Here is an 11,806-nt window from a genome sequence, read left to right as displayed (position 1 = left end):
GGCCAGGGCAGGCCGTCGGGGTCGGGCGGGTCGGGTGGGACGTCGCGCAGGTCGAGGGCGGGGTAGACCAGCAGTTGCAGGGCGGGCCGGGAGGGGCCGGCGGTGCGCAGCAGGCCGGCCGCGGCGGCGGCGAGCTGGCCGCCGGCGCTGTCGCCGGCGACGCCGGTGCGGGCGGGGTCGGCGCCGATGCGGTCGGCGTTGGCGGTGGCCCAGCGGACGGCGGCGACGGCGTCGTCGAGGGCGGCGGGGAAGGGGTGTTCGGGTGGGCGGCGGTAGCCGACCGACAGCCAGGCGGTGCCGGCGGCGGCGGTGGCGAGCGCCCGGACGACGGGGTCGTAGCTGTCGACGTCGCCGAGGACCCAGCCGCCGCCGTGGAAGTAGACCAGGGTGGGGGCGGGCCGGTGGCCGCCGGGGTGGTAGAGGCGGGCGGGCAGCGGTCCGGTGGGGCCGTCGAGGGTGAGGTCGCGGACGAGGGGGAGGGGTGGGCGCGGGCAGCGGGCCAGGTCGGCGGCGTGTTCGCGGCGTGCGTCCTCGATGGCGCGGGCCGGGTCGCGTCCGGCGTGTCCCGTTCGGGGGGCGGGTGCGGCCGGGGGTTCGGTGAGGCGGCGGCGCAGGAACGCCAGGTAGTCCGGGTCGCGGCCCATGGCACTCCGTGGGGTGTCGGTGCGGCGGTCGGGCGGGCTGCGGCCTGGGTGGCCGCCGTGCGGGAAAACCGGTTGGGGCCGGTCCGCGCGGTCCCCTACGATCGCGCGCATGGGGTGTTTCGTAAAGAGCGCGGTCCTGGGGACCGGCCCGGCCGTGTACGTGCGGCTGCGTGAGGCCTGTTCCGTCCTGGACCGGCGGGTGGCGCGCACCTTCGTCTGATCTTCCCGGCGGGGGCCGTTGAGCGGTTCCTGCCCGTTGCGCGGCGGCGCGGCGACCTGCGGGTCGTGCGTCGTCGGCGGTGCATGCCCGTGGTCCGGGGCCTTCGAGCGTCCATGACCATCTCGGACGGGCCCGCCCGCGCTTCGCGGCCGGATTTGCGGTCGTATGTCCGGCCGCGTCACCGATCGTGTCAGCGGCCACTGTTGCCGTGCCGCCGCCTGCGTGTTCCCCGGTGCCCGTCCGGCCGGCCCGTCCCGGGCCGGAAGCCGAGGACGGCGACCCTGAACCACGGTCATCACGGCGGCCCGCGCTCGCAGGCGCGGCGCGCGCTGTCGCAGAACTTCCTGTCCGATCCGGCGGCCGTCGCCCGCTACGCCCGCGCCGCCGTGCCCGCGCCCGACGCGCTGGTCGTGGAGGCCGGTGCGGGCGACGGGCGGGTCACGGCCGCGCTGGCGGCCCGGGCCGGCTCGGTGATCGCTTATGAGATCGATCCGCGGCTGGCGGCGCGGTTGCGGGCCCGGTGCGCGGCGCTGGGCAACGTGCGGTGCGTGGCCGGCGACTTCCTGGCGGCGCGGCCGCCGTCGGGCCCGTTCCATCTGGCGGGCAACATCCCGTTCGCTTCGACGTCGCGGATCGTCGGGTGGGCGCTGGCGGCGCCGGGGCTGGCGTCGGCGACGCTGATCACGCAGTTGGAGTACGCGCGCAAGCGCACCGGCGGGTTCGGCCGCTGGTCGCGGCTGACGGTGCGGACCTGGCCGGAGTTCGGCTGGGAGATGGGCGGCCGGGTCCCGCGCGGGCTGTTCCGGCCGGTGCCGCGGGTGGACGGGGCGGTGCTGCGGTTGACGCGGCGGGCGCGTCCGCTGCTGCCGCGGGAGGCGATGGGCGACTACCTGCGCTGCGTCGACCTGGGGTTCACCGGCAGGGGCGGGACGCTGCGGGCCTCGCTGTGCCTGCGGCATCCTGGCCGGCGGGTGGACGCGGCGCTGCGGGCGGCGGGGATCGCGCCGGGCGCGCTGGTCGCCGACGCGCATCCCGATCAGTGGGTCGTGTTGGTCCGGGTCCTGTACGGGATCGGCGTGGGCCGCGGCGGTCCCGGCGTGAGGCCGCGCCACTGATCTCCCTGCGGGGCGGTCGCCGGGATCGTCCGGCGGCCGCCCCGCAGGGTGTCGGGTCAGAACGGGTAGGGGGCGATCTGGTCGCGCATCGTGACCCACTGGGTCTCGGTGAACGCCTCGATGTTGGCGTCGGGGCCGCCGAACCGCGACCCGTTGCCCGAGGCGGCCAGCCCGCCGAACGGCACGACCGGCTCGTCGTTGACGGTCTGGTCGTTGATGTGGACCAGCCCGGTGGGGACCGCGTCGGCGATCCGCATCGCCTGGCCGACGTCGCCGAGGATGCCCAGCGACAGCCCGTACTCGCTGTCGGCGGCCAGCGCGACCGCCTCGTCCACGCTGGAGAACGGCACGACCGGCGCGACGGGCCCGAACACCTCCTGGGCGTAGGCGGGCATGTCGGGTGCGACCTCGGCCAGGACGGTCGGGCGGTAGAACAGGCCTTCGTGGGTGCCGCCCGCGGCCAGGCGCGCGCCGGCGGCGACGGTGCCGCGGACCAGGTCGTCGACGTGCGCTAGCTGGTGCTCGTCGATGATGGGGCCGAGCGCGACCTGTCCGGTCGCGGGGTTGCCGACGGGCAGCTTGTCGGCCTTGTCGGCCAGCGCGGCGACGTACTCGTCGTGCAGGCTGTGGTGGACCAGGTGCCGTCCGGTGGTCATGCAGATCTGGCCCTGGTGCAGGAACGATCCCCAGGCGCCCGCCGACACGGCCTTGGCGATGTCGGCGCCCGGCAGCACGATGAGGGCGTTGTTGCCGCCGAGTTCCAGGTGGGCGCGCTTGAGGAGCCGTCCGCACACCTCACCGATCGTGCGGCCCGCCGCGGTGGACCCGGTGAACGACACGACCCGCACCTGCGGCGCCGACACCACCGCCTCGCCGGTCTCGCGTCCGCCGGGCAGCAGGTGCAGCAGCCCTTCGGGCAGGCCGGCCTCCTGGAAGATCCGGGCGACGCTCACGCCCCCGCACACCGCGGTGCGCGGGTCGGGCTTGAGCAGGACGGCGTTGCCGAGCGCCAGGGCCGGCGCCACCGACCGCATCGACAGGATCAGCGGGAAGTTGAACGGGGCGATCACGGTGACGACGCCGGCGGGGCGGCGCCGCGCCAGGCTCCACCGGGGCTGCGCCGACGGCAGGACCAGGCCCTGCGGGTGGGAGGCCAGCGCGGCGGCCTCGTAGCACAGGCTCGCCGCGAACCGCGCTTCCAGTTCCGCCTTGGCGGGGACCGATCCGGCCTCCCGGACGATCCAGTCCTGGATCTCGGCGGCGTGGTCCTCGAACAGCCGGCCGGCGCGCCGCAGTACCGCCGCGCGGTCCTCGTAGGTGCGCGCGGCCCAGTCGCGCTGCGCGGCGGCGGCCGCGGCCGCCGACTGCGCCACGTCGTGCGCCGACGCCCGGCCCAGCGTGCCGAGGGTCGCGCCGGTCGCCGGCTCGACGACCTCCAGGGCGCCGCCGTCCGCGGCCGTCCACCCGCCGGTGAAGATCTTCCCCGTCCATGTGCCGGGGTCCAGCAGCGCCATCGTCGGCTCCTTTCGCCGTGCCTATGTTGCGTCATGCTCGTTTCGTCTTTGCCCGCGCCGCGAGCTTTCCGCAGCCCCGCCCCGCTCGGCGCGGTCCCGCGCACTCCAGACTCGCGGTGCCGCGCGCCCGGCGGAACAGCGCCTTTCCGCTCAATGGAATATCCGGCGGCACGGCCCGCCGGAACCGCGCTCACCGTCCGCGCGCGCCGTGTCCGGACGGCCGCGAAAACCCGTTGCGGGCGCGCCGCGGCGCCGGGCATGCTGATCGCACCAGCACGCCACCCGGGAGGAGCAGACCATGACCCGCCGACGCGGCGAACGCACCTGCGCCTGTGCCCGGACCACCGGGCGGGCGGCCCCCTGACACGCGCGCGAACCCCTTGCGCGATGGCCGCCCTTCCCACCCGGAACGGCGGCCTTCTTCGCGTCCGGCCGCCGGACGGGCCCGGACGCTGTAGCCGAGTGGACATCAGGCAGCGGACTGCAACTCCGTTTCACGTGGGTTCGAATCCCACCAGCGTCTCCGCCCCGCCCCCCTTCAGTCACCCGGGGGGCGGGGCCCGCTCCCCGTAGCTCAGAGGACAGAGCACCGGTCCCCGAAGCCGGGCGCCGCAGGTTCGATTCCTGCCGGGGAGACCCCGCGCCGCCCCGCCGCGGCGGCCGTGACACCGACAGACCAGCCGGGAAGGCCCGTGATGCGCAAGATTCCGACGCTGTTCGTCCGCGACTGGGACGGCGACCCCCGCCATGTCACCCGCGAGCTCGACCCGTCCTGCGCGTGGGTGGCGGCGGGGGAGGGCCGCGCCACCCGCAAGTACGACGGCACGTGCGTGCGGTTCGACGGCGCCCGCTGGCACGCCCGCCGCGAGGTCAAGGCGGGCCGTCCCGTGCCGCCCGGGTTCGTCCCGGTCGCCGCCGACCCCGCCACCGGCAGGACGGTCGGGTGGGAGCCCGCCGAGCAGTCGGCGTTCTGGAAGCATCTGCGCGCCGCCCTGGCCGGCCGCGCGTTCGAGGCCGGCACCTACGAGCTGATCGGTCCGAGGATCAACGGGAACCCCGAGGGGGCCGCCGAGCACGTCCTGGTCCCGCACGGCGCCGACGACCTCGGCGAGGTCCCCCGCGACCACGACGGCCTGGCCGCCTGGCTGCGCGCCCGCCCCTACGAGGGCATCGTGTTCTGGCGCGACCCCGCCGACCCCGGCTGCGACAAGGCCAAGATCAAGCGCCGTGACTTCCCCACCGCCTGACACCCCGTCCAGGCCCCCGGCGGGGGAGGGCGCAGGTCGCGCCTCAGCGGGGCCCGGCGGCGGAGGGGCCCGGCGGCGGAGGGGCCGGTCAGTCCCGGTGGCGTTCGCCGACGACGACGTCCAGCAGCCCGGGGTAGACCGCGTCGAACTCCTCGCGGCGCAGCGCGTTCATGCGGGAGGTGCCGACGTAGTACTGGCGGATGAGGCCCGCCTCCCGCAGCACGTGGAAATGGTGGGTGGCGGTCGACTTGCCGACCGGCAGATCGATCGTGCCGCAGCTCAGGTCGGCGCCCGCGGCGTGCAGTTCGGTGACGATCCGGCGGCGGACCGGGTCGACCAGCGCCTCCAGGACCTGCTGCAGCCCGACCTCGCGGACGTCGGGGTGCGGCGGGACGCGGTCGCGCCCGCCGTGCCGTGCCGTCGCCATCACCGCACCTCCCGGCCGCATCGTACGACACCCGTCGAACTACGATCAACATCAAAGTACGATGAGGGTAGAAGTTTGACAGTGATCGTACTTTCGGCTTGGGTTGTGCCCCTGGCACGGCGCCGCGCGGCGCCGCCGCCGAACCGAAGGGGTGAGGTCGCGATGACCAGGACGGTGCGGTTCCACCAGGTGGGAGGCCCGGAGGTGCTGCGGCTGGAGGACGCCGACACCGGCGGGCCCGGCCCCGGCGAACTGCTGATCGACATCGAGGCGATCGGCCTCAACCGCGCCGAGGCGCTGTTCCGCGCCGGGACCTATATCGAGCCCGTCAGGTCGTTCCCCGCCCGGCTCGGCGCCGAGGCCTCAGGCGTCGTGCGCGCCGCCGGACCCGGCGCCACCGGGTTCCGGACCGGGCAGCCCGTCAGCGTGGTCCCGGCGTTCTCGATGAACGACTACGGCGTCTACGCCGACACCGCGGTCGTCCCCGCGGCCGCCGTCGTGCACCGCCCCGAGAACCTGGACGCGATCGGCGGCGCCGCGGTGTGGATGCCCTACCTGACCGCCTACGGGGCGCTGGTGGAGACCGGCGGGATGCGCGCCGGCGACACCGTCGTGCTGACCGCCGCGTCCAGCGGCGTCGGGCTGGCCGCCATCGCCGTCGCCGACCGCGCCGGCGCCCGCCCCATCGCCCTCACCCGCAGCCCCGCCAAGACCGGCGCGCTGCTCGAGGCCGGCGCCGCGGAGGTGATCGTCACCGGCGGGCGGGACGTCGCCGACCGGATCCTGGACCTGACCGGCGGACGCGGCGCGGAGTTCGTGTTCGACGCCGTCGCCGGCCCCGGCGTGATCGACCTGGCCCGCGCCGTCGCACCCGGCGGCACCCTCATCGAGTACGGGATGCTCAGCGGGGAACCGACCCCCTACCCCGGCTTCGAACTCGGCATGCCCGCCCTGAACATGCGGACCTACACCGTCCACGAGACCACCACCGACCCGCGCCGGCTGCGCCGCGCCGAGGCGTTCGTCGCCTCCGGACTGCGCACCGGCGCCTTCGCGCCCGCCGTCGACCGCGTCTTCGGCCTCGACGACATCGTCGAGGCCCACCGCCACCTGGAAACCGGCACCCGGACCGGCAAGATCATCGCGACCACCGGCCGCTGACCCGCCGCCCGCCGGTCCCCGCGCGGGGACCGGCGGGCGGGGCGGGCGGTGTCAGGCGGGGACCGCGGCGAGGTCGCGGGACAGGTGCGCGTACACCTCGTCCCAGAACCCGACGTGCTCGCCGATCTCCTCGCGCGCCGCCCGCACCATCAGCGCCTCGTCGGCGAAGAAGCCGTTCGTCAGGACGTCCCACAGCGCCGCGAACTGGCCCGGCCCCTTGGTCTCGTGCAGGGTGAGGAACTCCAGCCCCGAGGTCACCCCGTAATGCGCCGACAGCGCGTCGATCATGATGCGGTTGCGCGCCGGGCTCGCGATCTCCCGGCCCGCCAGCGCCGCGACGGCCTCCGCCCCGCCGCGCGCCGGGTCCAGGTACCGCGCCGGGAACGACTCGCAGTAGGCGGCGGTCACCGGCAGCGGCGCCACCGCCGCGGGCCGCTCGACGCCCAGCGCCCGCAGCAGCCGCACCGCCAGGCCGTGGTGGTCGCCGCCGACCTCCTCCTCGATGTGCGCGGTCAGCCCGGACAGCACGCGGAAGGCGTCCGACTCGGTCCCGAACGCCGGGCTCTTCACCACGCAGACGCCGAGCCAACGGTGGAATTGGTTCCGCCACAGGTAGTACTGGCCCATAACTTCCCGGACAACTCCGATCGGAGCCTTTCCCGCGCGCAGATCGGAAAAGAACGCACTGCTGTCCAGCGTTCCCCGGGCGTGCGCGATCAGGTCGGCCGATACGGCGGATCCAGCGAGCGAGGTCATGCTTCTCCAATGATCTGAGGCCATTTCATGCCCATCATCGCAGCACGTCAGAGCGGTGAACCGGGGTTTTTCGCCGGGGAACGCGCCCGCCGGCACCGGCCCGCGAACAGGCGATGCGACGTGCTCTCAGCAGAACCTAGCCGACCCGCCTGCCCCACCCGATATCACCCGCAGCGATCCATTACGGTGGCCACCGCGATACCTTGCGCGGCCTCGCCGCCGTATGATAATTCCGCACCGGGCGCAACCGGGCTGCGCCTTTATCGGAAAGCGGCCGCCGCCGCGCTTTTCTGCCGTCCGGGCGGCGCCCCGCACCGGGACCGATACCACCCGCCCCATGGCCGGATCCGGCCGTGAAACGTTCCCGGACCCCACCGGGCCCACCGAACCCTCCCATACCTGATAGGTCGCGGGCGTTCGCGCCGCCCGCCGGCCGCGTCCGGGGGAGTTCAGGCGGGGTGGGCGACCGTGCGCAGCCGGGCGTCCAGCGCCTCCAGATCGGGGACGAACCAGACGTGGTCCGCCGCGTTCGACTCCCGCACCAGCGCGCGCAGCGCCGGACTGGCCGCCAGCCGCCGGGAGATGTCCCCGACCACCGCCAGCCGCATCCGGTAGTTGACGAACTTCTGCATGACCTCCCCCGCGAACCGGGTGCCGAGCGAGAAGAAGCGCTCGTCCAGCCGCCCCGCCGGCACCGCCACCACCCGCGCGCCCAGGAACGCCGAGCCGATCAGGTCGAGCACGTCCTGCTCGGTGGCCACCGGCGGCCCGTCCGGGTCGCACACCAGCACCGGCACCCCGGCCCGCTCCCGCACCTCGTCAGGCATCTCCCGTCTCCCCTCCGGAGTCCAGGGCCCCGCCGTCCAGCACGCCGTCGATCAGCCGCAGCACCTCGGCGGTGGCGGACACGCCGCCCAGAATCACGATCTTCATCCGGTTCCGCTCCTGGTCGTAGACGGTCTGCACGCGCAAAGGGCCGCCCTCGCCGCGGCCGGTGTTCACCCCGGCCAGCACGAACGTGCCGATCCGGTCGGCGGCGGCCCGGCCGACCCCGTCGATCTGCACGATGCTCGACACCTCCGCCCGCCCGGCCCCGCCCGCGCCCCCCGCTCCGGCCGCCGCCGGCTCCGGCCGCCCGGTCAGCTCCTGCAGAGCGGCCACGGAGATCCGGTACTGCTTGCCGATCCGCACCGCCCGCAGCCGCCCGGCCCGGATGTAACCGCGGACCGTCCGCACATGCAGCCCGAGAAGGTCCGCGACCTCCTCCACCGAGTACATCTTCTCCGTCATCACTCCTCAAACTACCCTACGAAGGGAGTGATAGGGAGTTTTGCGTAACATAATTCGGGCCCGTCCTGTCCTGTCCCGGCGATAACGTGGCCGACGGCGGGCACCCGGCCCGCGCTCACGGGAGGGCGGAGCGGTGACGGACGAGGCGGCGGACGAGGGGCGCGCGGCGGTCATCGTGCTGACCGGGCCGTGCGGCGCCGGCAAGAGCACCGTCGCCCGGCTGCTGGCCGCACGCCTGACCCCGAGCGTGCGGCTGCACGGCGACGACTTCTTCGCCTTCATCGCCCAGGGCGCGATCCCGCCGTACCTGCCCGAGGCGGGGCGGCAGAACGAGACCGTCGTCGGCGTCCAGGCCACCGCCGCCGCCGGATACGCCGCCGGGGGATACCACGTTGTGTTCGACGGCGTCGTCGGCCCCTGGTTCCTCGGCCCGTTCCGCCGCGCCGCGGCCGGCGCCGGCGTCCCGCTGCACTACGTGGTGCTGCGCCCGGACCGGGACGTCGTGCTCGCCCGCGCCACCGCGCGGGGGCCCGGCGCGCTCACCGATCCCGGCCCGGTCGGGCGGATGTTCGAGGAGTTCGCCGACCTCGGCGACCACGAGCCCCACGTCCTGGACTCCGGGGCGCTGACCGCCGAGGACACCGCCCGGGCGGTGTCCGACGGCCTGGCCCGCGGCGCCTACCGGCTGCCCTGACCCCGGCCGGTCCGCGGCCGGTCCGCGGCCCCCGGGGGCGCCTCACATGCAGGAGGCGATGCAGTCCAGGACGCGCTCCAGGCCGTAGGCGAACTGGTCGTCGGGGGACATGTGCGGCAGCGCCGCGTCCTTCACCACGCGGGTGAGCATCGGGTGCTCGCCGCTGTCGAGCAGCTGCTGGACGTAAGGGGAGCTCCGGCGCATCCAGTCCCGCATCGTCATGCCCGTGCGGCGCCGCTCGCGCTCCCATTCGATCTCGGTGCGGACGGTGGCGATGACGTAGCCGTTCAGCATGTTCACCAGCGTGAGGATGTCGTCGACCGGGATGCCGACGTCCAGCGCGCCGAGGCCGAACTCGGTGATCCGCAGCTGGTTGGGGCCGAACACCGGGCGGGCGCGGTGCAGGTCGGCCACCCAGGGGTGCGCCAGCCACATCGCGCGGGTGTTGCGGGCGACCAGGCGCAGGTCGGCGCGCCAGTCGCCGGTCGGGCGGGCCGGGACCTCCAGGGTGCCGACGACGTGGTCGTACATCAGCTCGATCAGGTCGTCGCGGGAGGGCACGTAGCGGTACAGCGACATCGCGCCGGTGCCGAGCTCGGCGGCGATCCGCCGCATCGACGCCGCCTCCAGGCCGTCGGCGTCGGCGATCCGCACCGCCGCCTCGGTGATCTGGGCGCGGCTGTAGGCGGGCCGGGGGCCCCGGCCCTGCCGTTCGGGGACCGCGAAGATGCCCGCCGCCTCGACGTCCGCCACCGTGCTCCCCTCCGCCGGTACGGGGCCCGCGCGACCCCTTCCCGGAATCCTAGTTGCGTACATCGTACTCGGTTGCCTACCCTGGCGGCAGCCCAACCGCGTACGCCGTACCCAATGGAGGATCGATGCCGGACGAACCGATCGTGCTGGCCGAGGCGCTGCACAAGCGCTACGGCGGCACCAACGCCCTGGACGGCCTCGACCTCGCCGTCGCGCCCGGCACCGTCTGCGGCCTGCTCGGCCCCAACGGCGCCGGCAAGACCACCGCCGTGCGGATCCTGGCCACGCTCGCCGACGCCGACTCCGGCCGCGCCCGCGTCGCCGGCTACGACGTCGCCGCCCGCCCCGACGAGGTCCGCGCCCGCATCGGGCTGGCCGGCCAGTACGCCGCCGTCGACGAGAAGCTCACCGGGCGCGGCAACCTGCGCCTGTTCGGCCGCCTGTACCACCTGCCCCGCCGCGAGGCCCGCCGCCGCGCCGACGAGCTGCTGGAGCGGTTCGGGCTGATGGACGCCGCCGACCGGCAGGTGCAGGGCTACTCCGGCGGCATGCGCCGCCGCCTCGACCTGATCACCAGCCTCATCCTGCGCCCCCGGGTGCTGTTCCTGGACGAGCCCACCACCGGCCTGGACCCGCGCAGCCGCGGCGAGATCTGGGACGCCGTCCGCGGCCTGGTCGCCGACGGCACCACCGTGCTGCTCACCACCCAGTACCTGGAGGAGGCCGACCGGCTCGCCGACGACGTCGTCGTCATCGACCGCGGCCGCGTCATCGCCGGCGGCACCCCCGACCGGCTGAAGGCCTCCATCGGCGACCGCCTCGACGTCGTGCTGGCCGACCCCGCCGACGCCGGCGACGCCGCCCGCGTCCTGGCCGGGATCGCCGGCGCCCACCCCGCCCTGGACGGCGCGCGGCTGACCGTCCCGCTCACCCGCGGCGCCGTCCGGCTCGCCGACGTCGTCCGCGAACTCGACCGCGCCGGCGTCACCGCCGACGACGTCGGCCTGCGCCGCCCCACCCTCGACGAGGTGTTCCTGCGCCTCACCGGCCGCGACGCCGAACCCGGCACCGGACCCGATGCCGGCGACACCGCCGAACGGCGGAAGGAGACCGTGCGATGACCGCGCCCGCCCTCACCCCCCGCCCGTCCCCGGCCGCGCGGCTGCGCTGGAGCGCCGCCGACGGGCTCGCCCTCGTCGGCCGCGAGCTGAGCCGGCTGCGCCGGGAACCCGGCGAGCTGATCGCCGCGCTGATCTTCCCCGCCGTCATGGTCGTGCTGTTCGGATACGTGTTCGGCAGCGCCATCAGCGTCCCCGGCGGCGGCAACTACCGCGAGTACCTGATGCCCGGCCTGTTCGTCATGGTGTCGTTCACCTCCGTCGCGGCCGTCACCCTGCGGGTCGCCACCGACGCCTCCCGCGGCGTCATGGACCGCTTCCGCGCCATGCCGATGGCGCGCTCGGCCGTCCCGTTCGGGCAGGCCGGCGCCGACGCCGTCAACGGGATCCTCGCGCTGGTCATCATGGCCGCCACCGGCCTGGTCGTCGGATGGCGCGCGCACCGCGGTGTGTGGCCCACCGCCGAGGCGTTCCTGCTGCTGGTGCTGCTGCGGCACGCCCTCAGCTGGGCCGGCTGCTACCTCGGGCTGGTGGTGCGCAACGAGCAGACCGCCGACCAGTTCGTCCCGCTGGTGTTCCCGGTCACGATGCTGTCGAACTCCTTCGTCCCGACCACCGGCATGCCCGCCTGGCTGCGCGCCGTCGCCGACTGGAACCCCGTCAGCGCCGCCACCGCCGCCTGCCGGCAGCTGTTCGGCAACCCCGGCGCGCCCGCCGGCGGCCACGCCGACCCGGCCTGGCCGCTCGCCCACCCCGTCGCCGCGACGCTGCTGTGGTCGATCGCGCTGATCGCGGTGTTCGCGCCGCTGTCGGTGCGCACCTTCAACCGGCGCGGCCGGTAACCGTGAACGGGCCGCGCCCCCGCCT

At 75.1% G+C, this 11,806-nt stretch carries 13 protein-coding genes and 2 tRNA genes; 8 read left to right on the top strand and 7 right to left on the bottom strand.

The annotated features are described in order from the left end of the window. Positions 1-644, bottom strand: a 644-nt coding sequence (locus ACA514_RS43780) for an alpha/beta hydrolase (RefSeq protein ID WP_375047389.1), incomplete at its 3' end; no start/stop codon positions are given. A 501-nt stretch (positions 645-1,145) separates the two neighbouring features. On the opposite strand from ACA514_RS43780, the gene erm reads away from it, so the two are divergent. After that, on the top strand, positions 1,146-1,979 hold the full coding sequence (gene erm, locus ACA514_RS43775; protein ID WP_375047391.1) for an ErmE/ErmH/ErmO/ErmR family 23S rRNA (adenine(2058)-N(6))-methyltransferase: 834 nt from the start codon (positions 1,146-1,148) through the stop codon (positions 1,977-1,979). A 56-nt stretch (positions 1,980-2,035) separates the two neighbouring features. Here the strand turns inward: erm and ACA514_RS43770 are convergent, their stop codons facing one another. Further along, the gene (locus ACA514_RS43770; protein WP_375047388.1) at positions 2,036-3,493 is read right to left on the bottom strand and encodes a benzaldehyde dehydrogenase; all 1,458 of its coding nucleotides are present in this window, start codon (positions 3,491-3,493) and stop codon (positions 2,036-2,038) included. Between the two features lie 448 nt (positions 3,494-3,941). Between ACA514_RS43770 and ACA514_RS43765 the strand changes: the two genes are divergently transcribed. The 3 genes from ACA514_RS43765 to ACA514_RS43755 all read left to right on the top strand — a co-directional run bounded on the left by ACA514_RS43765 (position 3,942) and on the right by ACA514_RS43755 (position 4,740). Then, positions 3,942-4,016 (top strand) — tRNA-Cys (locus ACA514_RS43765). A 40-nt stretch (positions 4,017-4,056) separates the two neighbouring features. Further along, positions 4,057-4,129, top strand: a tRNA-Arg gene (locus ACA514_RS43760). Between the two features lie 59 nt (positions 4,130-4,188). Beyond that, the gene (locus ACA514_RS43755; RefSeq protein ID WP_375047387.1) at positions 4,189-4,740 is read left to right on the top strand and encodes a hypothetical protein; all 552 of its coding nucleotides are present in this window, start codon (positions 4,189-4,191) and stop codon (positions 4,738-4,740) included. Between the two features lie 88 nt (positions 4,741-4,828). On the opposite strand, the gene ACA514_RS43750 is transcribed toward ACA514_RS43755, so the two are convergent. Next, positions 4,829-5,167 carry an ArsR/SmtB family transcription factor gene (locus ACA514_RS43750; protein WP_375047386.1) on the bottom strand — a complete coding sequence of 113 codons (339 nt, stop codon included), beginning with the start codon at positions 5,165-5,167 and terminating at the stop codon, positions 4,829-4,831. A gap of 162 nt (positions 5,168-5,329) precedes the next feature. Here ACA514_RS43750 and ACA514_RS43745 point away from each other — a divergent pair, with 162 nt between their 5' ends. Then, positions 5,330-6,328, top strand: a complete 999-nt coding sequence (locus tag ACA514_RS43745; protein ID WP_375047385.1) for a zinc-dependent alcohol dehydrogenase family protein — start codon at positions 5,330-5,332, stop codon at positions 6,326-6,328. A 51-nt stretch (positions 6,329-6,379) separates the two neighbouring features. On the opposite strand, the gene ACA514_RS43740 is transcribed toward ACA514_RS43745, so the two are convergent. The 3 genes from ACA514_RS43740 to ACA514_RS43730 all read right to left on the bottom strand — a co-directional run bounded on the left by ACA514_RS43740 (position 6,380) and on the right by ACA514_RS43730 (position 8,374). Continuing rightward, positions 6,380-6,955, bottom strand: a complete 576-nt coding sequence (locus tag ACA514_RS43740) for an iron-containing redox enzyme family protein (RefSeq protein WP_375047384.1) — start codon at positions 6,953-6,955, stop codon at positions 6,380-6,382. A 578-nt stretch (positions 6,956-7,533) separates the two neighbouring features. Continuing rightward, positions 7,534-7,911 (bottom strand): DUF4180 domain-containing protein, encoded by a 378-nt coding sequence (locus ACA514_RS43735; protein WP_375047383.1) that lies wholly within the window; start codon positions 7,909-7,911, stop codon positions 7,534-7,536. After that, positions 7,904-8,374, bottom strand: coding sequence for a helix-turn-helix domain-containing protein (locus ACA514_RS43730; protein ID WP_375047382.1), 471 nt, complete (start codon positions 8,372-8,374; stop codon positions 7,904-7,906). The genes ACA514_RS43735 and ACA514_RS43730 overlap by 8 nt, the downstream gene beginning before the upstream one ends. A 133-nt stretch (positions 8,375-8,507) precedes the next feature. Between ACA514_RS43730 and ACA514_RS43725 the strand changes: the two genes are divergently transcribed. Beyond that, a complete protein-coding gene (locus tag ACA514_RS43725; RefSeq protein WP_375047381.1) occupies positions 8,508-9,068 on the top strand; it encodes an AAA family ATPase in 561 nt (186 codons plus the stop codon). A 42-nt stretch (positions 9,069-9,110) separates the two neighbouring features. Here ACA514_RS43725 and ACA514_RS43720 read toward each other — a convergent pair whose 3' ends face one another. Beyond that, positions 9,111-9,821, bottom strand: coding sequence for a TetR/AcrR family transcriptional regulator (locus ACA514_RS43720; protein ID WP_375047380.1), 711 nt, complete (start codon positions 9,819-9,821; stop codon positions 9,111-9,113). Positions 9,822-9,946: 125 nt separating this feature from the next. Between ACA514_RS43720 and ACA514_RS43715 the strand changes: the two genes are divergently transcribed. Both ACA514_RS43715 and ACA514_RS43710 read left to right on the top strand, forming a co-directional pair. Next, on the top strand, positions 9,947-10,942 hold the full coding sequence (locus ACA514_RS43715; RefSeq protein WP_375047379.1) for an ATP-binding cassette domain-containing protein: 996 nt from the start codon (positions 9,947-9,949) through the stop codon (positions 10,940-10,942). Beyond that, a complete protein-coding gene (locus ACA514_RS43710; protein ID WP_375047378.1) occupies positions 10,939-11,781 on the top strand; it encodes an ABC transporter permease in 843 nt (280 codons plus the stop codon). Before ACA514_RS43715 ends, ACA514_RS43710 begins: the two co-directional genes overlap by 4 nt. Positions 11,782-11,806: the final 25 nt, after the last annotated feature.

The organism is Actinomadura sp. NTSP31, from assembly GCF_041951385.1.
GTDB lineage: Bacteria > Actinomycetota > Actinomycetes > Streptosporangiales > Streptosporangiaceae > Spirillospora > Spirillospora napierensis.
The sequence above is the reverse complement of the archived record's forward strand: the minus strand, read 5'-3'. Positions and strand labels throughout refer to the sequence as shown.